Origin of the sequence: Acetobacterium sp., from assembly GCF_039830195.1 — a bacterium.
GTDB lineage: Bacteria > Bacillota > Clostridia > Eubacteriales > Eubacteriaceae > Acetobacterium.
Genome location: NZ_JBDODG010000017.1, coordinates 20120 through 43393 on the forward strand (window position 1 = coordinate 20120; position 23274 = coordinate 43393).

The window sequence follows — 23274 nt, forward strand, 5'->3', positions numbered from 1 at the left end:
AGACCAGCATTCGCTGGTCTTAGTAAATCTACTTATAAAGATTCTGTTGCAATTCTTATTCAATCACTTTTCGATAAAAGGGTTAACTGTCGAGCCTGGGGCAGCGCTGCCCTTTGGCACAATCTCGATGCGGATGCCTTCCAGTCGATAGCCAAAACCGGCGGTTCCAGCTTGTGCGCCATTGCTGGCCCAGCCCATCCAGCCCACGTTCTGGGCATGTACCTGATAATAAACATCAAAAAGTTCGGCATCGGTACCGGTTAATTCGATGGCGATTGCCTCCAGTCGCAAGGATTTCCCGGCGGTTCCGCTTAAAGCACCATCCGCCACAAAATTCTGCCAGCCAATATTCTGGACATGGGTTTTATATTTCACTCCAAGGTCATAGATATCTGTAATAGCATTGATCTCAATCGCTTCCAGTCGCAGGGATTTCCCTGCGGTTCCACTGACAGCACCATCAGCGACAAAACTCTGCCAGCCGACATTTTGGACATGAGTTCGATATTCAATGGCCGGTGTCGCTTTTTCTTTCACCACATAATTGACAATCGATTCTTTGACGGTATTGCCTTTACCATCCAGTACTTGCACCGATATGGTATAGATTCCCGCAACGGTTGGTGTAAAGGCAGCGGTGGGAACACTGCTGTAGTCCTGGATGGTGGTGGTTTTTCCGTTTAACTCATAATAAAATCCATACTGATAATCCCCTTCACCCCCACTGGCTGCGGCACTCAGGACAAGCAGCGTTCCCAGCGTTTGTCCGGTTGGTTTATCAACCGTAAAGGTATCAATACTTAGTGGATTACTCGGCGTAACCTTGGCCATGGCCGCATCCAACTGAATCAAGCCGTAGCCATAGTAATCATCCCGACCTGTAGTACCAAAATCTAACGCGGTTTCTTTTAGCAGAGTTTCCACCTGGGCACTGGTCATCGTATAGTCCGCCGCCATTAACACCGCACAGGCTCCAGCCGTGATGGGGCTGGCAAAAGATGTTCCGGAGGTTTCTTCATAGGTTCCGTCATGGTTTGTCGAATATACTCTGTAGCCCGGAGCACATAAATCGACCAGACTGTTGTGTTGCGAAAAATAGGCAATCTTATTGGTATTATCCGTGGCACCCACTGAAATAACATTATTATAGGAGGCCGGAACTGCCAGTTCACCACTGTAATTAGCGTTACTACCTTCATTTCCCGCTGCCGCTACCATCACCTTACCAGCGTTGGCGGCATTTTCCACAGCAGTTCGTAACGCCGATGAAACCATATAGCCACCAAAACTCATATTGATGACTTTTACATCTGATCGTGCTGCCGCATCATACAAGGCGGCGCAAATATAGCCGACATCCAGGTTCTTGTCGCCGTCTGATAGGCCGCCAACCCGATACGGAGCGACCTTGATGTTGGCGGTACCTGTGATCCCGGCAAAACCAATGCCATTATTGGTCACCGCTGCCACACAGCCCGAGACCAGTGTTCCATGGCCGGATAAATCCATCATATTAGTGGTCCCTTCGACATAATCATAGCCGGTAACCACATTATCGGAGATATCAGGATGTTGAGTATTCAGGCCGGTATCAATGACAGCTACCACTACCGTTTCTGAATTATTAACCTTGTTCCAGGTCTCATCAGCGCCAATTCGTTCAAACTGCCAGGCTGCCGACAAATTTGGATCATTGGGAAGCGCTGAGGTCTGGATATAAGCATTTTTTTCGGCTACCAGCACATTGGGATTTTCTGACAATTGGGCAATCAGTGCGTCAGTATTTGTAGAATCGGCCACTTCGATGATATCCACCTGAGCTCCTAATGATTCGCCGCCCTTAATGTCCTCGCTGGTCAGGGCAAGACTTCCAATCGTGGCCTGGTCTTTGTAAATGACGATAATTTGATCATTAATATTTGAATCGGCATCAAGATTTGCAACTTGGTCCAGGCTTTGGATGACCATGGACTGGCCTTCAGCCATAACCCCCAGCGGACAGGAACTCCCAATTAAAACCATAGCGAGCAGGAAGACAATTGCCTTCTTGAATTTCATTGATATTACCTCTTGCGCTTTCTTTTTTTTAATCAGATGATTTCGTTTTTGGATTGCTCCAACATCTTTTGCCGAGCACGGTTTTGTCATTGTTTGACATTCTTGTATTATTTGATATAGAAATTATACCTGTAAGAACGCTTTTATTCAATCACTAATTATTTATGCCATTCCACCCTTACGACTTTTCTTAAGAATTGCTGAATTCCAAGTTTCACTAAAGGTTAGCGGGTTATTATCTGTACAAGAGATAAACATCTCCCCTTTTTCTTTTCATTCCTAATATAAAAAAAGCAGTGCATCCATCCGGGATCACTGCTTTTTTATTTTTTTACGTAAAACCCTGATGATTTTTCAATCATCAGGGTTTTCAAGTTCAAATTTTGTAGTTACCTGACTGGTTTAGTCTAGGAGAATAGAAACATCACTGCAATTCCGGCAATGACACTGCCGATGGCAATAGCCAATGCGATGAATTTTTCGTTTTTAATATCATCCAGCAATTCATCTTCTGATTTATAGGTCACGTGGGATGGTTTCTTGGTTGTCACCGAACGTCCCACATAAAGCCGGTTTCCCCGTTTGTGAATTTCACCCAAAATATACATCGGTTGATCTTCCGGGAGAATTTCTTCAAAAAAACGATAGCCCAGAAAGCGGGATCCTCGCGGATTCGAAAAACTGAAATTGAAGTTATCTCTGACCCAATTGGAATCAGATGATTCCATACGGTTGCAACCTGGCATTAAATCCACATCGCTGCCAAAGCTGGCCATGTCAATATAAACTTTTTCATCCGAGCTGCTGTCCGAAAGATAAACCTCCACCGGACTTTTTTCGCTGGATAAAGAGCTTTCCACTTTATCAGTAATGGTTCTAGTATTTCCTTCATCATCCCGTTCGGTTCTAGTTTCTTCATGAACAGAAAATACTTCATTTTCGTAATAGGCCACCGGTCGTTGTGAAAAGGGGGCTTCAACATCGCCTGATACACTGTGAAGGTGGCCCTTCACCTCACTGTAATGCCGGTAATTTTCATCCAAACTGGATAAATCCCCAACAATATCCAACACGTCTTTAATGCAGGTTGTCTGTTGAAACTGGATTTCCTGCGCTTTTGTCTTACTTTTTTTCAAAACGTAAACAGCGTAGCAAATCCCTGCAATCATAATCAGTATTCCAATAATAAATGCCATGGTTCTATTCTATTCCCATCTCAGCTTTTAGCTTGGCCAGTTCATTGTCGACAGCTGATGTTTGTTCCAATGCGGCAAACTCATCTTCAAGACTGGTATTTTCGCCCGCCATTTCGGTAAACGCCTGAGCTTCTGCTTCTTTGGCATTCACTTTCTGTTCCATTTTATCCAGCTTGGTAAAAGCACTGGTACTGTCGGTGCTGTTTAAAGAGGTACTGACACTTTTTTGAGCATCGGCCATTTTAGAACGAGCGATCAGCATATTCTGTTTCATCCGGGCTTCTTCCAGCTTGGCTTTTAATTGACGTACCTGATCTTTCAATTGGCCAACCTGCATGCTCATCGAGTCATAAGCAGCCTGGAACTGAACTAAATCACTATCCACGCTGGTTTTTTGCGCCAATGCTTTTTTTGCAAGTTCTTCATTACCCGCCGTTAAAGCAGTTTTCGCTTTGTTAGTCCAGTCTGCTGAAGCGGCTTTAGCAGATTCCAATTGTTTTAAAGCCTGTTTTTCACTGCCCATGGCTGCTCCCAATGCCTGGGTCGCACTGTTAACCTGTGCTTCCATGTCAATGATAATCTGTTTAACCATTTTTTCTGGATCTTCTGCCTTATCCAGCATGTCGTTTACATTCGCCTTTAACAAGTCACTAAGACGTTCAAAAATTGCCATTTTTTCCTCCTGCTATTTGTTTTTATTATTTCAGACAAAAATGCCTGGGCTAATTGATTTTTTCGGGTCAACGCCGACTCATATCAAATCGCCTTAATTCTGTATCTTCATCTTAACAAATCAGGGAAAGGAAGTCTATTTCTTTTTTTGTTTCAGGCGTAAATTAATACCACTTAATTTACGTGAAACGTATCCCTTTTGCGATTGTTATCTTTTTTTACAATTCCACTATCCCAATCACTAAAAAGAACGAATTAAACAATCATTTTAGGGTATACAGCTAAGAACTAACTGAAATTAAAAAAATCTATCAATACGGCATAATTCACCATTGATCAAACAGATAAGAAGAGATATCCTATAAAAAAGCTATAAACCAGCATACGTATTATTAAATTTTTATCGTACAAGAATTTTTTTACACAAAAGGGGTGGTATCTATGAAAAGCATTCGAACAAAACTCATGATTTATTTTTCCGGACTGATTCTGGTTGTCTGCGCAGTCTTTACTTTTGTCTCCATTAATGCCTTAACCAATGCAGTGGTGACTGAAGCTGAAAAATCACTGAAAACTCAGGCTCAGAATTCAGCTGAAATCATCAGCAGCCGCAACGAGCAAAATTATATTTATCTTGAAGGGATCGCCTCCCGGGATAAGATTTTTTCCAGCAACGTACCGATAAATGAAAAAATGGTAATGCTGAAAAATGACGTCAGCAGTTCCGATCGTTTCCTGCGAATCGGGGTTTCCGATCTCAATGGAAACCTCTACCTGTCTGACAGTTACGGTGACCGGGGACAGATAGTGGATATCACCAAACGGGATTATTTTCATGATTCTGCTGCCGGTGAACGAGGCACCATGAATCCGGTTATCAGTGTGAATCCCGATGACAATGGCGCCTTAATCATGGCCTACTCGGTGCCTATTTATGAAAATGGTACCATCACCGGCGTTCTGGTAGCGGTGGCGAATGCCTGGTTCTTAAATGACATCACCGATAATATGAAATTCGGTGAAACCGGCTATACCTACATTGTCGATTCAACCGGTACCGCCATCTCTCATCCCGATCGGGATAATGTTGTCAATCAAATGAATCCCCTCACCCTAGCAGAAACAGATGCCAATTATAAAGGGCTGGGCGCTGCCATAGGATCAGCGCTGGAGCAGGATTCTTTCACATCGACATATAACCTGGACAATCAGGAGTACTACATGGCCTCCGCTAAAGTGGCAGGTATGGATTGGACAGTGGTTCTGGCAGTGGAATCCGACGAAGTGCTATCCGCTCTGCCTGGCGCTATCTTAAGTAGTGTGCTGATCTCCATTGTTGTTTTAGTCGTCAGCATCATCTTCTGCTATTTCATTGCCAAACGGATTACCGACCCGATAAAAAAAGTCAATCATATGATCAAAGAAATGGGACTGGGTCATTTAAGTGCTCGGCTTAATATGGAAACCAATGATGAAATTGGCGAAATGGCTCTGGCCATGGATAATTTTGCGGATAACCTGCAAACTGAGGTAATTCAGGTGATGGACCAAATATCTGACGGCAATGTCTCGGCCGATATTGAAATCATCGACGATCAGGATGAAATCAAACCGGCCCTTAAAAAGACCATTGAATCAATCCGGGGTTTAATTGATGAAGCCTCCATGCTGGCCAAGGCTGGTGTGGCCGGACAGCTATCCACCCGGGGGGATGCGGAAGCCTTCAAAGGCGGATTCAAAGATATTGTCGTCGGTGTCAATGACACCCTTGACGCCGTGGTTGGCCCCCTTAACGTGGCTGCAGATTATGTGGATCGTATTGGAAAAGGGCAAATTCCAGAAAAAATTACTGCTACCTATAATGGTGATTTTAACACTCTGAAGAATAGTATCAATGCCTGTATTGATGGCTTGGGAGCTCTGGAAGAAAGTAACCGGGTGCTAGGCAAAATGAGTCTCAATGATTATTCAGAAACCATGCCCACTAATTATCTGGGTATCTATGCTGAAATTGGCCATTCCATCAACGATGTCCATACCCGCTTAACCCGGATTGTTGAAATCTCTACCAATATTGCCAATGGCGATCTGTGCGACCTGGACGTATTGACAAAAGTTGGCAAACGCAGCGCCAACGATACCTTGATTCCCGCCCTGGTTGGCATGATTCAGAATATTATCAACCTGGTTGACGAAACCGAAAAAATGGCCAGTATTGCCATCGAAGGTAATTTAAGTAACCGAGGCGATGTTTCCGGCTTCCCTGGCGAATACGGGAAAATCGTCACAGGCTTTAATCAGACTTTAGATGCCATCATTGCGCCCATCGAAGAAGCTTCGGCGACTCTTACCCAATTATCCCAGGGGAACCTGCACACCAAAATGGCCGGTAACTACCGTGGGGATCATGCCCAGATCAAAGAAGCCCTAAACCGAACCATCAGCTTCCTGAGCCAATATGTTGCGGAAATAACCAGTACCCTGGAAGAAATGGGTCGCGGCAATCTAGACCTGGAAATCACCACTGATTATCTGGGCGATTTCCAGGCCATTAAAACGGCCCTCAACGATATCAACACCAACCTCAGCACCACCATGACTGATATTGATGTCGCTGCCGGACAGGTTGAAGTCGGGGCCCGCCAGATTTCTGATGGCGGTCAGGGGCTGGCTCAAGGCACCACCGAACAGGCCAGCTCGATTCAGGAATTAACCGCTTCCATCGAAGAAGTCGCCGGCGAAACTAAGAAAAACGCCATGCGGGCTAATGAAGCCAATGAACGGGCCATTGAAGTTCGCACCAACGCGGAAGTCGGCAATGCCCAAATGACCAAAATGATCTCCGCCATGGGCGATATCAACATGTCATCCAATGATATTTCCAAGATCATCAAGGTGATTGATGACATCGCTTTTCAGACCAATATTCTGGCCCTGAATGCCGCCGTCGAGGCTGCCCGGGCCGGACAACACGGCAAAGGTTTTGCCGTCGTTGCTGAAGAAGTCAGAAGCCTGGCTGCCCGAAGCGCCGAAGCTGCCAAAGAGACCACCGGCCTCATCGAAGGCTCCATCGACAAGGTGGACATGGGCACAAAAATCGCCGATGAAACAGCCATCAGCCTCAAAGAAATTCTTGATGAGATTGAAAAAGTTACCGGGCTGGTCGGCGACATTGCCCAGGCCTCTAATGAACAAGCCTCGGAAATCGCCCAGATTACCCAGGGTATCGAACAAGTTTCTCAAGTGGTTCAAACCAATTCAGCCACCGCCGAGCAAAGCGCCGCCGCCAGTGAAGAGCTGTCCGGTCAAGCTGAAATGCTCAAAGAAATGGTGGGTGCTTTTAAAGTCAAAACAGCAGGCCAACCCACCTTCACTGCCACTGTCATTTCAAAACCAGAACCCGCGGTTGAATCGCCGGCCGCCGAACCACGAATCCTTTTGGATGATCTGGAGATGGATAAATACTGATAGCCCCCAGAGCTGAATTAAAACTTAAAACATCTGGTTAAAAGTGGCTTTCTCAGGATCAGTTCAAATTATCACCCGGCCCCCCGGTTGTCAGTTCATGACACCGGGGGGCTTTTGGTTGTTCAACTAATGTTTGGAGCGGTTTTCAGACGTCCTTCAGACAATTTTTACTTATTTTCACAAATCATTTTATTCTCTTTTGCTGTTATTGTTTATTTGATTTGGGTAAATATCTTCTGAAAGAGGAATTACTTTATCTTAGTCAAAGGGGGAATTAAAAATGCAATGGATGTATAACATGAAAATCGGAGCGAAACTGATTGTGAGTTTCATTATCGTCGCTCTCATCACTGGGGTTGTCGGCATTGTGGGAATTATGAATCTGCAAACACTTCAAAACTCCAACAAAATACTTTATGAAAAGATGACCGTGCCAATTGCCGAGGTCGGTCAGATCTCCACCTCCTACCAAAGGATGCGGGTTATCGTCCGGGATATGATTATTGAAAGCAGTCCGGAATTGATCCAGTCCAATGCGGATAAGGTTGTTATCCGTAACGGCGAAATTGATGAAGCTGCTGCCGCTTTCCAGGAAACCATTATTGATCCGGAGATGCAGGCTGTCTTTGACGAATTTGTAGCCTCCCGAAAGGTTTTAGCCGATGAATTTGAAAAGGTCAAAGCGCTGGCGGTCCAAAATCGTGATGCTGAAGCCTTTGCACTGCTTTCTGATACTGGGTCATACGAAATTGCCGCTTCGGCAGAAATGGATCTAATCAATAAACTGGTACCGATGAAATTGGAAGAAGCACAACGGACTGAAGAGCAGGATACAGCCGCTGCTAATGCGGCCATGACTACGATGATTATTGTGACGCTTGCTGCTTTTGCTGTTGCCCTCATTTTTGGTCTGGTACTCCGTTCGATGATCAGCAAACCCCTGCAACAAGCTAACCATATGATCAAAGAAATGAGTATGGGACATTTCACCATGCGTCTGAACATGAAACGAAAGGACGAAATCGGCGAAATGGCAGAATCCATGGACAACTTTTCTGATGACATCCAAACTCTTGTCATTGGTACCATGAATCAGATTTCAAATGGCGACGTCAGCACTGACGTTGAACCGAAAGATGCACAGGACGAGCTTTCTCCAGCCCTTAAACTAACTATTGAAACAATCCGAGGGCTGATCAGTGAAGCAACCATGCTATCCCATGCGGCCATTGCCGGCCAGTGGGAAACCCGGGGTAAGGCCGAAGCTTTCAACGGCGGTTTTAAGGAAATTGTCGAAGGGGTTAATGCCACCTTGGATACAGTTGTTGATAAAATGGTCTGGTACGAAGCTATTATTGACGCCATCCCCTTCCCGCTCCATGTTACTGACAACGATATGAAATGGACCTTTATGAACAAACCGTTTGAAGATTTAATGATTGCCAATGGGGTTATCAAAGATCGTACTTCAGCGTGTGGGATGGACTGCTACAATGCCAACGCTAATATCTGCCGTACCGAAGGTTGCGGGATCAGACGTCTGGTTGACCAGGGCTTAAATGACAGCTATTTCGAATGGGTCGGCCGCAGTAATAAACAGGATACCGCCTATCTCAAAAACAAAAAAGGCGAAAACATTGGTTTCGTTGAAGTTGTTACTGATTTAACACCAATTATCCGAGTTAGCGACTATACCAAAACCGAAGTATCGCGGCTGGGTAACAATCTGATCCGCTTGTCAGCAGGCGATCTGGATTTCGACATGAATGTTGGCGAAGCTGATGAGTATACCACTGAAGTCAGTGCCCAATTCCATGAAATTGGCAACACTTTGGGCGAAGTTAAAAATTCAGTCGAGAACCTGATCAGTGATGCCACGATGCTGGCCGAAGCCGGTATTGATGGCCGATTAGATACCCGAGCTGATGCCAGCCGACATCAGGGCGATTTTGCTCGAATTGTCGATGGCGTCAATGCCACTCTTGATGCCGTAGTCGAACCGGTGCAGGAAGCTTCTGCCACCTTAAAAGAACTGGCTCAGGGAAATCTGAACACCGGCATGGTTGGCAACTACAACGGTGATTACACCCTGATTAAAGATAACATGAACCAGACTGTTGCTTTCCTGAAACGTTATGTAGATGAAATCACCTATACTCTGGAAGAAATGGGTCAGGGAAATCTGAATCAAGAAATTACTACCGAATACCTGGGCGATTTTCAGGCTATCAAAACAGCGCTAAATGGTATTAACAGCACCTTAAGCGATACCATGACCGAAATCAATATGGCGGCAGGTCAGGTGGATATGGGCGCCAAACAGATTTCTGACGGCGGACAAGCCTTATCTCAGGGCACCACCGAACAGGCCAGTGCCATCCAGGAACTGACCGCTTCTATAGAAGAGGTAGCTGCCGAGACCAAACGTAATGCCATGAATGCCAATGAAGCCAATGATCTGGCTATGAATGTTCGTACTAATGCCGAAAAAGGTAATGGTCAAATGGCCACCATGATTGGCGCCATGGGCGACATCAATGATTCTTCAAACAATATATCTAAAATTATCAAGGTCATTGATGATATTGCCTTCCAGACTAATATTCTGGCCCTGAACGCCGCTGTTGAAGCAGCCCGAGCCGGACAACATGGCAAGGGCTTTGCCGTGGTCGCTGAAGAAGTAAGAACCCTGGCGGCCCGAAGTGCCGAAGCGGCCAAAGAAACTACCGGCTTAATTGAAGGCTCCATCGACAAGGTCAGCGTCGGTACAAAAATAGCCGATGACACCGCCGAAAGTTTGAAAGAGATTCTCAGTCAAATCGACAAGGTTGCCGGTTTAGTCGGTACCATTGCCCAGGCCTCCAATGATCAGGCCTCTGAAATTGCCCAGATCACCCAGGGGATTGAACAGGTATCTCAGGTAGTTCAAACCAATTCGGCTACTGCCGAAGAAAGCGCTGCTGCCAGTGAAGAACTCTCCGGCCAGGCCGAAATGCTTAAACATATGGTAGACGCTTTCCAGTTGAAAGCCAAAAGTGACGCTGTTAAAACAACCCGGAAAGTTTCTGTACCATCGGTAAAACCGGCTGCAACACCAACACCGGAACCAAGTATCATTCTCGATGATATGGAGATGGATAAATACTAGTTCAGTATAAGCAACACATTTTTGAGGCCTGGTTTCTTTATCCAGGCCTCATTTTCATATCTCCGAACTGGTCTTGATTCCGTTTCACGATACTGTGACTGTCAGAAAATTCGTTGACATCAAGTTCTTACCTTGATTATAATGAAATAATCTCATGGTTATCTTCGTAACGTTAAAGGAGTTCCTATGAAAAAAATGATTCGCACTCTTATTCTCGTTTTGATCTTTACCGGCTTTTGGCTTATTTTAAATGAAAGTCTTGCTGTTTCACAGCTTCTCATCGGCCTGTTTTTTTCAGCAGTAACTCTTCTCTTCACCAATCGTTATCTGCTGGAAGCTGATTATCTCGGTGCCTACTCGATTAAACCTGAAGTTCTTTTACATTACAGTCTGTATTTATTTATCCAAATTTATCAATCCGGCTTTGCCGCTATTCTAAAAATTATTAAAGGTGAAGACTCTATCAAAATCATTACATATGAAACCTGTATGAGTAATGAACTAGGTATCTGTCTGTTAGCCAATGCCATTACTCTAACTCCCGGTACTGTCACAATTGACAAGAATGGTCACCAGCTTCAAATCCTGGCTTTTCAGGATGAAAATACCTTCACCGATATTACTGAAGGTAATACCTGTTCCCCCTACGAAATGATTTTAAGGAGGATGGACCATTGACCTTTTTAGAAACAGCTCTATTTGTCATTGCTATCTACATTGCTCTAGTCCTTGTTCGGGTCATTTTGGGCCCCACCATTTGGGATCGTCTGCTCGGTTTGAACGCCATTTCAGCCAAAATTATCATGTCCATCGTCATTTTTTCAATCATCACCGAACAGCCCTATTTGCTGGATGTGGCGTTGGTTTACGCACTGCTGGGATTTATCGGTACAGTCTTGATTGCCCGCTTCATCGAAAAAAAAGGAGATATCTCATGATCGATTTACTGGCTTATCTGCTCATCACCATCGCCCTTATTTTTATGGCTTTAGGGGTCATCGGCTTGTTTCGTTTTAAAGATTTTTACTCGCGAATTTTAATTTCTGCGAAAATTGAAACGGTTGGCTTTTTGACCATTATGATTGGTTTTGTGATTTTATCCGGGCTCAGCTATGCTGCCATGAAAATTCTGTTGATTACGCTGATGGTAATGATCACCAACCCCCTGTCCACCCACACCATCGCCCGATCGGCTTTTTTAAGCGGTTATCCCATTAATCAGGAGCCCCGACGATGACCGAAAATATCTTTTTGATCACCTTGATTGTTCTGGCAGTGGTCGCTTTGAACACCAAAAAACTGCGCCGGGCAGTTGTCTATCTGGGTGTTTTTTCGCTAGTGAGTTCCTTTGTTTATCTACTCTATGGAGCCCCTGACGTGGCCATTGCTGAAGCGATAATCGGAAGCACCATCACCACTGTTTTATATCTGGTGGCACTGCGAAAATATCAGGTCTTTTCGATTTACTATACCAGTAGCTTGAATGATCAGGATATCCAACAGCGTAAGAACAATTCAACCTTTTTAAATAATCTTGAAGCTTTTTTGATCAAACGGGAAATGGAGCCTCAGATTATCTATTCAACTAATCCCATCGAGACGATTCTGAATCAGGAAAATTTTGATCTGGCCATCCATCATTCCGACCAGGACATTCGGGTTTATGGTTGTGCTGAGGACTATCAGCTTGATGCCGTTGAAGAATATTTACTCGCGTACCATGGTGATTTGAATATCCACCTGATTCGATGTGCGGAAGGAGAAGATAATGAAGCGTAGAGTCATTACCATGATTTTTACCATGGCCCTTGCCGGTCTGGTGCTTTTTATTAATTTTGATGCTAATCTGGTGGCTAATCCGCTCATCGCAGATTTTTATCTTGAACATTTCACTGCCGACACTCATACCCAAAATGCGGTGGCGGCGATCTACCTCAATTATCGGGTATTTGACAGTATTTTTGAAACTCTGATTCTGCTGGTCAGCGTTTCAGCCGTCATAAATTTTTCCTGGAGGCGCACTGATGACTGACCATTCTGAAATTATTTCCCGGATGACCGGACTTTTATACCCCTTTATTTTATTGTTTGGATTTTACATTATTTTGAACGGCCATGCCAGTCCCGGTGGCGGATTTCAGGGCGGTGCGGTACTGGCTTCAGTTTTTATCACCCGCTATCTGGTCGAGCCGGATCGCTGCATCCGTTTAAAAACCTTAAAAACAGCGGAAAAGACACTTTTTGTCTGCATTATTCTTTACCCGGCCCTTTTTTTATTCGCCACCACCGCCAACCACACAGAACTGATGAATCTGACCTATCTTGTTGTGATGAATTTTTTGATCGGCTTAAAAGTCTGTAGCGGTTTTACTATCATTTTTTTTCGATTTGCTTTTTATGAAGGGGGTATCTCATGATATCTATTAACGGAGAATCCATCAGCATTCTACTTTTTTTTGTGGGTGTTTACGGCCTGATTGCCCGAAGAAACATTATCAAATCAATTATGTCCATCAGTATCATGCAAGTGGCTATTATTTTGTATTTTATTTCTGCCAATACTGCCCCGGGAAGCGTCCCACCGATTGGCGATGTGGCCCAAACCTTACAAGTGGCTGATCCGCTCCCCCAGGCCTTAATGATTACCGATATTGTTATTGGTATTGGGGTAACAGCAGCTAGTTTGACCATGTTTATTCACCTCTATCATCGTTTCGGCTCCACCAACTGGCAAAAGGTTATGAAAAAAAGGAAACACCATGATTAATTTGCATTGGGTTATTTTATTACCGATTATTTTAGGCACCATCGTTAAGTTGATTTCCATTAAAAGCGCAAAAAAAATCATGGTTCTTTTTCAGTCATCGTTATTGGTTTTTGCTACCATGATCTTTATTGATGTGCGTAAAAATGGCACCGTCCTGGAAAATATTGGTGGCTGGCCAGATACCATCGGGATCACCTTAAGGGCCGATCTACTGGCCTCTGCCATGGTTCTGCTGACCTGCTTTTTATTTCTGGCGATGGTCATCTTTGTTCACAATAAAAATTATGCCGACCACCTTTTTTTCTTTCTTTTTCTTAGTATGGAAAGCTTGATTATTGGTATCTTTCTTTCAAATGACCTGTTTAACATTTTTGTTTTGATTGAAGCCGCCACCCTGATCATCACCATTCTAATCATGTATAAGAAGGCCAATGTCGCTATTTATGATGGCATGATGTATCTTCTGATCAATGTCGTGGCGATGTCATTTTTCCTGATGGGTCTGGGCATGCTTTATAAAAAAATTGGCGTTCTTGACTTCTATGCCTTGGAAACAGCACTCAGCCAGGTCAAAGACCCCCAAAGCCTGATTCTGCCCTATGCCTTTATGATTACTGCAGTTAGTTTAAAAGCAGCTTTAATGCCACTTTTCAGCTGGCTGCCGAAGGCTCATGGTACCCCAAGTGCCCCGTCAGTAGTTTCGGCCATCTTATCCGGATTATATGTTAAAACCGGTATCTACGTATTTCTCAGGCTGCAGATTGCTTTTTCCCCCCTTATTGATACCTCCGAACTTTTTGTGTTCCTCGGATTTATTACGGCTATCGTCGGTTTTATCCTGGCCTTAGCTCAAAAGGATATTAAATTGCTATTGGCTTATTCAACCGTTTCTCAGATTGGTGTCATTATGATTGGTCTTAACCTGGACAATCCCATGGCTTACTGGGGCGGACTCTATCATCTGATGAATCATGCCATTTTTAAATCAACCCTGTTTCTTACGGCCGGGATGATCATCTCCGAGTACCAGACCCGGAACCTTGCCGAGATTAACGGTGTTTTTAAACACATGCCGGCCGTCGGGGTCGCCACTATCTTGTCTATTCTGGGGATTATTGGGGCCCCGCTATTTAATGGCAGTATCTCAAAATATTTGATTGCTTCTGGTTCAAGCGGCACTTGGATCGAATCTGCACTGATTCTGATTAATCTGGGAACCATTGTCGTCTTTATTAAATATGGCCAACTTCTTTTTGGCAGTTCGGGCAAAAAAGAAACCGCCGACTCCGATATTCTGGAGAAAACGGTGGTCTTAACTCTGAGTATGCTGTGTTTTCTCGGTGGTATTTTTGGCAGCGAACTGATCGCCATCCTTTTTAACGTCAAATTGACTGTCGACCTATTGTCTTACGGTGTAAAAATGCTACTTTTCATAGGATCAATATTCCTGGGTATACTTATTTATCGCGGCTTATTCAAAAAAACAAATCGTCTGGCTTTCATTACTTCATTCGAACTTGGCTTTAATGAAATCTGTCTCTCTATTACCTTATTTTTTGCTTTTATGGTTGCCTATTTAAAACTAACACTTTAGTGATATTTTGCTGTCACCACTTGTATTTGCGAGGCTATCTCATATCCCAGTACCAATTGACTGCCCAATAGTTCAATGGTCATCGGCCCGTGATGCTCAGTAGAAATAACTTTAAGAAGTGCGCCCTTAATCAAACCCATGCTGTAAAGCCTTTTAGCTAAGGCTTCATCCACGCTTAGATTTTTTACAACAACCGTACTTCCTATTCGGCACATGGATAATGGCATATTTCTCTCCTCATTTCTAATCGCTCTGTTAATTCCCGTTTGGGATAGCTGTATTTCTTGATAAGATCACCTAACACAAAAACGATTTGTCGATCCAGCAGCAGGGGTGACTCTTTTTTAATTTCCTGAAAAGCCAACTCATAACTCAGCGCCTCCCGATAATTACGCTTGCTGGTCATCGCATCAAAAACATCAGCGACCCCTACAATGCGCTCGTATTGATGAATCTCATCCCCGCATAAATGATTTGGATAACCACTGCCGTCTAAACGTTCGTGATGATTATGGACAATTTCAATACAGGGTCCGGGCAACCAGTTTTCGTTCTTGAGTGCCTGAAACCCGATTTCTGAATGGCTTTTGATCACATCAAATTCGAATTCGCTCAGTTTACAGGGTTTGTCCAAAATCTCTCTGGGTAGAAAGAGTTTGCCGATATCATGAAGTAAGGCCCCCACCCCGACTTCAGTGATTTCTGAGTCCTTTAAACCCAGCTCTTTAGCAAGACCCATGGCCAGCAAAGCGGTTCGGATTGAATGTCCCGGCAGGCAATTGCTGGCACAGTTTGCATTCCGATACTTTTCGAGATCCCTGAATGATGCATCTTTTAGTTTTACAATCATCCGTTTCAGATAGGTCCTGAATTTATCGGTAAATATTTCCTGATTACCGGCTAAGCCATACAATCGGTACACTTCGTTTAAATATTGTGAAAATACATATATATCGCGGGATGCTTTTTTTTCAGTCATCTGAATATCCTTTCATTGCATTAGACCTTATTTGAATTGAGCGCTGGTAACCCGGTTCTTGCCGTTTCTTTTTGAATAATAAAGCAGTTCATCTGCCTGATCCACCAACATGGTCTGTTCCCCCCGATTCAATGCCACCGTTGAATGACAAACGCCGGCAGAAAGGGTGATCCTCATCTTTTGATTATCAAATTCAAAGGGGTATTCCGCAACAGCAGTGCAAATCCGTTCGGCGATTCGCTGTCCAAAAGGATCCCCTGTTCCTGGCAGCAATACCGCAAACTCTTCGCCGCCATATCGGGCCCCGATATCAGTGGTGCGGAGCTGTTTTTTAATAATCTGTGAAACCTCCCGAATCACGTAATCTCCTGAGAGGTGGCCATAAGCGTCATTGACTGCCTTAAAATCGTCAATGTCAAGGAGGATCAAAGTAATTGGTGCATGTTTTTCAGCAATCACTTCCAGCGACTGATAGAACGCCTGATGATTGGATAAATCAGTCAGAAAGTCAGTAGTCGCTCGATATTCCAGCAACTGATTTTTATATTCAATTTCTACCATGGCATAGTGGTTTCTTTTATACACATCACTGATCAGTTGATGCAGTTCACCCACAAAAAAACTGAAACCGATCAGGAGCACTCCCTGAAATAAAACAACACCCAGTGTGAAATAGCCATTTAATATTCCGACCGCCAGATAACCAATGGTTGACAACAGACCGAGGATCATACTTTTTGTGCGATGATTGGCCAAACTGGCGGTTAAGATAAACAGACAAAAGATCGGCAGAACAATAAAGAAATAGTATTCCAGATAAATACTGCAAATGGAAATGAAAAGAATATCGATAATGCTCTGAAAATATCCGCCTAACATGCTTTCCAATTTTAGTATTTGTCTGGTGGCAAACAAGTATAGTTCAAAGCCAATATAGATTCCGTAAACAACCAGCATCACGGTCATCATTTCCGCCATTGTCTGGGAATATATGTAATAAACCAGTACCATTAATACCATAACGCAATGGATCCCCATATATATTTCAGTAAAGATATGATCCTTTTGTTTATTCTCCATCGACAACTCCCACTTTTTTATTAGTCTAATCTAACTCAACACTAAAACACAGGAGTTAGTTTTTGCTAACTCCTGTGTTTTAGTATACCATCCTGTTTTTCTTTTATCAAGTACTTTTATTTAGCATAATCTTATCATTGAAAATGCTGAAGGGACATTTTTATCTGATTAATTAGAAATAAATGTTATTTTCAGCTGAATTTTGTCGATATAGTCTAGAGAAGCTCATTACTGTTTATAAATATTTATCAAGGAGGATGTTATGAATACCAATACAATTGATGCGAATAAGTCTCTTAATCAAGCGATTCAGACAAAAGGCGTTACCCAAAATGCCGACGTCAAAGTGGAACCCGAGGCTGCTGACAAAGTGCAACCAGTTGTGCAAAAACTCGACTCCATTGAACTTGGCACCGCAACTTCTGAAGACATCGGAACCTACACTGTCGACCGCAAAAAGATAAATGAAATCAAACAAGATTTTGCCCGAAATACCGAGTCATTCAAAAAAATGGTTACCGCCATGCTGGAAAAACAAGGTTTGAAGGTCAATCAGGTTCTAAAAGATCTGGCTGAAGGAAAAGATGTTGAGATCACGGTTGATTCTGAAACCCGGGCTGCTGCTCAAGAAGCGATTTCTGAAGACGGTTATTTTGGGGTTAATAAAACATCAGAACGAATTGTCGATTTTGCCAAAGCCCTCTCCGGTGGTGATAAAAGTAAAATTGAGACCTTGAGAAATGCCTTCAAAGACGGTTTTGAAAGTGCCAAAGAAGCATTTGGCGGTGAACTTCCCGAAATCTCCCAGCAAACCTATGATAAGGTCATGCAGGGCTTTGATGATTGGGCCAAAGAAGAATAACAAGCCTTTTTACGTGACGGTGTTCTCATTTACCAGAGATAAAGCACTTTTATCGACAAAAAGACAAGGAATTTTTTCCTTGTCTTTTTGTTTTACTTTTTACTTCGTTTTTTTATCTTTTAAGTTTAAATCGTGAGATCATTTCCTTGAGTAACTGCGACTGCCCCGATAATTCTTCGCTGGCAGCAGCCGATTGCTCAGCTGTTGCCGTATTTCCCTGAACAACTTGAGAAACCTGATCCACCCCCAGGTTAATCTGAGTGATATTGGTGGCCTGGTCATTGGATGCTTCCGCAATTTCCTGAACCAACTGGGCTGCTTTGGTAATTTCTACCACAATTTCTTCCAACGCATTGGCAGTTTCATCAGCGATGGCAGTACCGCCTTCAGTCTTTTTCACCGAACCTTCGATTAAAACGGTGGTTTCTTTGGCGGCTTCTGCACTTCTGGCGGCTAATGATCGAACCTCTTCAGCTACCACGGCAAAGCCCTTGCCATGCTGGCCAGCTCTGGCCGCTTCCACGGCAGCATTTAGAGACAGGATATTGGTCTGGAAGGCAATGTCATCAATAACCTTGATAATTTTTGAAATATTGCCCGACGCCTGGTTGATTTCATCCATGGACTCCTGGAGCTGGCGCATGCTGTCATTACCTTTTTGAGCTTTTTCCTGAGCGGTGGTAGAAAGCATATTGGCTTCACTGGCCCTTTTAGCGTTGTCTTTGGTTTTATCCGCTATTTCATCAATCGACGAACTCAATTGCTGGATGGCGGCGGCCTGTTCGGTGGAACCCTGAGCCAGCATCTGACTGCCGTCGGATACCTGAGAAGCCCCAGCTGAGACCTGATCAGCCGCTTCGTTCATGTCTTTAAGAATGCCATTGAAGGACTCAATAATGTGGTTAAGGGCTGTTTTAATTGGTTCAAAATCGCCTTTATAGTCACCGGTGATGCTGACGGCCATATTGGAATTAGCCATCTGGTCCAGAATTTCAGACACTTCATCGATAACCCCCTGCAAAAAGTCCAGGGTACTGTTCAGGGAATCTTTGATGGCGGAATGTTCGCCCATGTATTCCCCTTCCATTCGCAGCTTCAGACTGCCATTGGCCACTTCTTCCAGTACCGTGTTGGCTTCCTGAATTGGTGCCACCATGGCATCCAGAGTAGCATTGACACCGGCCACAATTCGGGCATATTCGCCGCTGTGTTTGTAGGTGTCGGCCCGGGCGTTGAGATCCCCGGCTACGGCCGATTCGACCAGACTGTTGGTATCATCCACCAGCATTTTGATACTATCAAAGGTCTTATTGACTGATTCTTTGATGACGGCATACTCCCCTTTGTAATTGCCTGCCATACTTTGGTCGAGATTACCCTGAGCCATTTCTTCGAGCACCCCGGAGGCTTCATGGATCGGTTCTGCCATGGCATCCAGGGTGGCATTGACCCCGGCGATGATTTTGGCGTATTCACCCTGATGTTTGGATTTGTCAGCCCGGGTATCTAGCTCGCCGGCGACGGCAGCTGCGACGAGACCATTAGTATCGCTTACCAGCATTTTAATGCTGGCAAAAGTCTTGTTGACGGAGACTTTGATGGCGGCATGTTCGCCCTTATAATCCCCTTGCATGTCTTGTTCAAGATCCCCTCGAGCCATTGCTTCCAGAACGCCGGAGGCCTCTTTAATCGGTTCGACAACGGCATCCAGGGTGGCATTGACCCCTGCAATAACCTTTTGATAATCGCCATTGTATTTTGAAGCATCGGCCCGTTCATCCAGCCGACCTTCAACTGCTGCTCTAACCAACATATTGGTATCCGTAATCAGCGTTTTGATGGCTCCCTGGGTATCCTGTAAGGCTGGTCCGACCTGATCATTGTCACCGACCATGATAATTTCGTCATCCAGATTCCCCTGTGAAATATGTTCAAGTTTGTCGATCAGATTATCCTGAACATTCTGTTGCATAGACGCTACCGCTTTAAGCATGGTACCTATTTCATCATGCCGATTAATATATCTAACGGCATTAGAATGTTCATTATGTCTAAAATCAAAGCCAGCCAGCCGGTTTAATTCCTCGGTGGTTGCCACAATCGGTTTGGCAATGGTGCCACTGATCAGGAATACAGCGAAAGCTGCGGCGATAATTGCCAGAATGATCACCGTAATAATCGTATTTCTGACTTCCGCCACCTGGGCATCCAGCTCAGCCTGATCCATGGCCACTGACATGATCCAGGGACTGCCTTCAACCGGCGCAAAACCGACTAACAGATCTTTCCCTTCAAGGGTATAATCGCCAAAGCCCGGTTCCCGGGTCATCATTTTACTACGTACTAATTCTGCCAATTCTGCGTAATCAGGATTTTCTTCGTCAGCTTTGGCATAGTTAAATTGTTGTTTGACCAAATCCAGATTCGAATTTCCAACGGCAACCCCCTCATTGTTGACCAGCGAGGCAAAACCGGTTTTGCCGTAGGTAACCTGTTTGGTAATTTCACTTAATGAAGTACCATCTTTACGACCGTATAGTACCGCCGCAATAGCGCCGTTTTGATAAACTGGTGTCGCATACAGTATAACTGGCTCTCCGGTTACCCGGCTGATGGTGATATCCGATGCCGTCGGTGTCCCGGCGGCAGCCCCCTTAAAATAACTCCGGTCGGCGACATTAACCGTATCCCCGGCTGCGTTCTGGGTAACACCATTGCCAGCCAAATCAGCTAAAACATAGGCATCATAACCGGCTCTGGCAGCTTCCGCCTCTAAAAATGCTACCCGTTGGCTCTGGGGAATCACCCCATCAAGTAATAGCGAATTCTGTGCCAGACTCTCCATATACTGGAGCTCCGCATCTCGTTTCGATTCAATGTACCTCGCCTGGACCTCCGCCATATTCTGTAATTCTTCATGCGCATCCTCCTCCAGAACGCTGGTGAACTGGTTAACGACAACCACCCCTAAAATACCTGTGACTGCCAAAATGAGTGCGGTAAACAATGTGATCAGACGTAATCGGATTGACTTCATAGTTTCCCCTTCCTTTTCCCTTTTCTTATAATTTAGTTTCATGAGCTTCACTTAGCTTGGCGATGCATTTTGTCAATAAAATTTAAACAAACTCGCTGTAATAATATACCACTTTTGATATCATGTAAACGTTATTCGCTAATTTATATAGATTTCATTGTTATATTTTCTAATGCTCGCTTATTATACGGATATAAATTACTAAAAGCAATGACAAAAGAGCAAAAAGACATGTAAAATACCTGTCTTTTTGCTCTTTTGCCATATTATAGTTCTATCGACACATTAAATAAGATGGGGAATAAACATCTTTGTATCCGCCATATAATTTTTATAATCTATTCCAAATTCTTCAATCATGTCCTGTTCTTCTTTTTTTGCCAGCCGCACATACATAAAAACCATCACCGGATATAGAATCAACAAGGGCAAGGTAGCCCATTCCACCATCATTCCGAAGGATAATAACAACAAGCCGGTATACTGGGGATGACGGATGTATTTGTAAATCCCCGTTTCCACCAGGGTTCCCGTTCCGGTTTCCCGGGACCAGTATTTTTTGTAAATATTGTACCAGCCATTCATAATTAAAAATATGCCAACTGTCCCACAGGCAATATTAATATACATCCCCCAATAACCGATGGTATCAAAAAGCGTGTGGCCCCATAAAACCCCTTCGGGTAGATTTTTTCCAATCAACCAGGAAATCACATACATACTGAAGGGAATCCCATGCATTTCGATGGCAAAAGCGATCACGAACGCAAGATAAGTACCCGCCGGCTTCCGATCCATTTTTTTATAAAATGGCATAAACAACAAGATCACGCCATAAAGTACCGCAAAGAATACGACCCCAAACCAATTATAAAAATGACTATCCAATGTTTCCAATTTCTCAACCTCCAAATTTTAATGGAATCACATAAAAAGCTTCATGTAATCCCTTGCTATTACTATAGCAAGCGATTCATACATGAAGCTGTTTTTAATCTTAACTCAATCTTAACTCTTTGGTAAAAGCAAAATGAATTCACTCCCGACCGTGTTCTCAATTGCCAGTTTGATGGATCCGCCATGAGCTTCCATCACTTTTCTGACGATGGCTAAACCCAAACCGGTCCCCCCGTTTTCTGAAGACCTGGCCGGATCGCCCCTAACAAAGGGCTCAAAAACCTGATCGCTTAACTCCACGGGGATTCCGACCCCATTATCCTTAAAACGAATCTCAATTAGTTCGGGATGATTTAACATAGTCAGGTCAATCCGGGTGCCGACTGGGTTATGGTTGATGGCGTTATCAACAAGATTTTCAAACACCCGGCTCATCTGCTGTCTGTCCACTGTTGCCGTAATCTCGTGATCGGGAAGCTCGAATTCATAAAAAAATCCGGCGCCATCCAAACCTGCCACGGCTGCACCCATTTGTTCCCGCAGATATTCAACGAAATCCAGCTTTTCCCTAACTAATATGTAGTCCGAGGCTTCCATTTTAGACAGTTCAAACAGATCGCTCATCAAGCGGTTAGCCCGACTGCTGTTATTATAAATCGTGGTCAGATAAGTCCGCAATTGTTCGGTGGTCATTTCTTTTTTTATTAAACAGAGTTCTGCGTAGCCCATAATACTGGCCAGGGGATTTTTGAGATCGTGAGAAATATCCAAAATCAGCTTCTTCCGATTTTCCTCGCTTTGTTTTCTTAAAGCAATTTCTTTTTCAATTTCATCGGCCATTTCATTAAAAATGGTTTCTAGTTCTCCGAATTCATTATCCAGATTCAAGTCAACCCGTGATGTATAATCGCCTGCTTTTAACCGGCTGGCACTGCTGCACAACTTTTTAAGGGGATTAATGATACTTAGTGAGGTCAGCTTTGAATAAATAACCGTACTGATTCCCAGTAGCATTAAGTAAAACAAAATGATGGCAAGAATGACGCCGACAACCCCCTGGGTATCCACCGATGAAAAATCAGGATTATGAACAATCGCAAAATCAATGCGAATGGAGGTGGGAAAGGTTACCACTAACCAGAATTCTGCTCTGGGATTATAAGCAATACTGTAACTGTAGGGGTTACCCTTGGCGTGACTGGCGGTTAAAAAGTCGGTGAATGTTTCCGGGTTTAACATTTCTGGTAAATTGTTAATTCCCTGGTTGAAAATGACCTCGTAATTTTTATTAACAACTTGAACCCCTCCGCCATTTTCCAGCACCGGCAGCGCATCGATAACCGACAGATCATCGCTCATGATTTTTTCTGCTGTATAGTTATGATGGACCAGATTTTTTGAGATCACATCATTGGCAAAGCTTAACAGCATCACCGCCAAAACACCAATCAGGGTGGAGATTAAAAACATCAGCACATAATTAGCGACAAAGCGATTTTGAATTCTTTTTTTCATC

Annotated in this window: 20 protein-coding genes; 11 read left to right on the top strand and 9 right to left on the bottom strand. The window is 43.9% G+C overall.

Annotated elements, in window-relative coordinates; translation table 11 throughout:
* Positions 1-63: 63 nt before the first annotated feature.
* The 3 genes from ABGU93_RS06280 to ABGU93_RS06290 all read right to left on the bottom strand — a co-directional run bounded on the left by ABGU93_RS06280 (position 64) and on the right by ABGU93_RS06290 (position 3927).
* Complete coding sequence (locus ABGU93_RS06280; RefSeq protein WP_347412626.1) at positions 64-2058, bottom strand: S8 family serine peptidase; 1995 nt, start codon at positions 2056-2058, stop codon at positions 64-66.
* Positions 2059-2465: 407 nt separating this feature from the next.
* Complete coding sequence (locus ABGU93_RS06285) at positions 2466-3254, bottom strand: GIDE domain-containing protein (RefSeq protein ID WP_347412627.1); 789 nt, start codon at positions 3252-3254, stop codon at positions 2466-2468.
* A 4-nt stretch (positions 3255-3258) separates the two neighbouring features.
* A complete protein-coding gene (locus ABGU93_RS06290) occupies positions 3259-3927 on the bottom strand; it encodes a PspA/IM30 family protein (protein ID WP_347412628.1) in 669 nt (222 codons plus the stop codon).
* A 440-nt stretch (positions 3928-4367) separates the two neighbouring features.
* Here ABGU93_RS06290 and ABGU93_RS06295 point away from each other — a divergent pair, with 440 nt between their 5' ends.
* The 10 genes from ABGU93_RS06295 to ABGU93_RS06340 all read left to right on the top strand — a co-directional run bounded on the left by ABGU93_RS06295 (position 4368) and on the right by ABGU93_RS06340 (position 14903).
* Complete coding sequence (locus tag ABGU93_RS06295) at positions 4368-7394, top strand: methyl-accepting chemotaxis protein (protein ID WP_347412629.1); 3027 nt, start codon at positions 4368-4370, stop codon at positions 7392-7394.
* Positions 7395-7674: 280 nt separating this feature from the next.
* On the top strand, positions 7675-10542 hold the full coding sequence (locus ABGU93_RS06300; RefSeq protein ID WP_347412630.1) for a methyl-accepting chemotaxis protein: 2868 nt from the start codon (positions 7675-7677) through the stop codon (positions 10540-10542).
* A gap of 186 nt (positions 10543-10728) precedes the next feature.
* Complete coding sequence (locus tag ABGU93_RS06305) at positions 10729-11220, top strand: Na+/H+ antiporter subunit E (RefSeq protein ID WP_347412631.1); 492 nt, start codon at positions 10729-10731, stop codon at positions 11218-11220.
* Positions 11217-11480 (top strand): monovalent cation/H+ antiporter complex subunit F, encoded by a 264-nt coding sequence (locus ABGU93_RS06310; protein ID WP_026394747.1) that lies wholly within the window; start codon positions 11217-11219, stop codon positions 11478-11480. The genes ABGU93_RS06305 and ABGU93_RS06310 overlap by 4 nt, the downstream gene beginning before the upstream one ends.
* Entirely contained in the window at positions 11477-11779 is a 303-nt protein-coding gene (gene mnhG, locus ABGU93_RS06315; RefSeq protein ID WP_347412632.1) for a monovalent cation/H(+) antiporter subunit G, read from the top strand. The genes ABGU93_RS06310 and mnhG overlap by 4 nt, the downstream gene beginning before the upstream one ends.
* Entirely contained in the window at positions 11776-12321 is a 546-nt protein-coding gene (locus tag ABGU93_RS06320) for a DUF4040 domain-containing protein (protein WP_347412633.1), read from the top strand. Before mnhG ends, ABGU93_RS06320 begins: the two co-directional genes overlap by 4 nt.
* Positions 12311-12574 (top strand): hypothetical protein, encoded by a 264-nt coding sequence (locus ABGU93_RS06325; protein ID WP_347412634.1) that lies wholly within the window; start codon positions 12311-12313, stop codon positions 12572-12574. Before ABGU93_RS06320 ends, ABGU93_RS06325 begins: the two co-directional genes overlap by 11 nt.
* Entirely contained in the window at positions 12567-12959 is a 393-nt protein-coding gene (locus tag ABGU93_RS06330; RefSeq protein ID WP_347412635.1) for an MnhB domain-containing protein, read from the top strand. The genes ABGU93_RS06325 and ABGU93_RS06330 overlap by 8 nt, the downstream gene beginning before the upstream one ends.
* Positions 12956-13309: a cation:proton antiporter subunit C gene (locus tag ABGU93_RS06335; protein WP_347412636.1), complete on the top strand. Its 354-nt coding sequence runs from the start codon at positions 12956-12958 to the stop codon at positions 13307-13309. Before ABGU93_RS06330 ends, ABGU93_RS06335 begins: the two co-directional genes overlap by 4 nt.
* Positions 13302-14903: a proton-conducting transporter membrane subunit gene (locus ABGU93_RS06340; protein WP_347412637.1), complete on the top strand. Its 1602-nt coding sequence runs from the start codon at positions 13302-13304 to the stop codon at positions 14901-14903. Before ABGU93_RS06335 ends, ABGU93_RS06340 begins: the two co-directional genes overlap by 8 nt.
* Here ABGU93_RS06340 and ABGU93_RS06345 read toward each other — a convergent pair.
* From ABGU93_RS06345 to ABGU93_RS06355, 3 genes are read right to left on the bottom strand one after another with little or no spacing between them, the layout of a single operon-like run.
* Entirely contained in the window at positions 14900-15130 is a 231-nt protein-coding gene (locus ABGU93_RS06345; protein WP_347412638.1) for a FeoA family protein, read from the bottom strand. The genes ABGU93_RS06340 and ABGU93_RS06345 overlap by 4 nt on opposite strands.
* Complete coding sequence (locus ABGU93_RS06350; protein ID WP_347412639.1) at positions 15106-15882, bottom strand: HD domain-containing phosphohydrolase; 777 nt, start codon at positions 15880-15882, stop codon at positions 15106-15108. Before ABGU93_RS06350 ends, ABGU93_RS06345 begins: the two co-directional genes overlap by 25 nt.
* A 27-nt stretch (positions 15883-15909) precedes the next feature.
* Positions 15910-16962 (bottom strand): GGDEF domain-containing protein, encoded by a 1053-nt coding sequence (locus tag ABGU93_RS06355; RefSeq protein ID WP_347412640.1) that lies wholly within the window; start codon positions 16960-16962, stop codon positions 15910-15912.
* Positions 16963-17224: 262 nt separating this feature from the next.
* Here ABGU93_RS06355 and ABGU93_RS06360 point away from each other — a divergent pair, with 262 nt between their 5' ends.
* The gene (locus tag ABGU93_RS06360; RefSeq protein ID WP_347412641.1) at positions 17225-17824 is read left to right on the top strand and encodes a hypothetical protein; all 600 of its coding nucleotides are present in this window, start codon (positions 17225-17227) and stop codon (positions 17822-17824) included.
* Positions 17825-17936: 112 nt separating this feature from the next.
* Here ABGU93_RS06360 and ABGU93_RS06365 read toward each other — a convergent pair whose 3' ends face one another.
* From ABGU93_RS06365 to ABGU93_RS06375, 3 genes are all read right to left on the bottom strand, one after another.
* Positions 17937-20861: a methyl-accepting chemotaxis protein gene (locus tag ABGU93_RS06365; protein ID WP_347412642.1), complete on the bottom strand. Its 2925-nt coding sequence runs from the start codon at positions 20859-20861 to the stop codon at positions 17937-17939.
* A gap of 285 nt (positions 20862-21146) precedes the next feature.
* The gene (locus ABGU93_RS06370; protein WP_347412643.1) at positions 21147-21758 is read right to left on the bottom strand and encodes an isoprenylcysteine carboxylmethyltransferase family protein; all 612 of its coding nucleotides are present in this window, start codon (positions 21756-21758) and stop codon (positions 21147-21149) included.
* Between the two features lie 111 nt (positions 21759-21869).
* The gene (locus ABGU93_RS06375; RefSeq protein WP_347412644.1) at positions 21870-23273 is read right to left on the bottom strand and encodes a HAMP domain-containing sensor histidine kinase; all 1404 of its coding nucleotides are present in this window, start codon (positions 23271-23273) and stop codon (positions 21870-21872) included.
* Between the last annotated feature and the right edge of the window lies 1 nt (position 23274).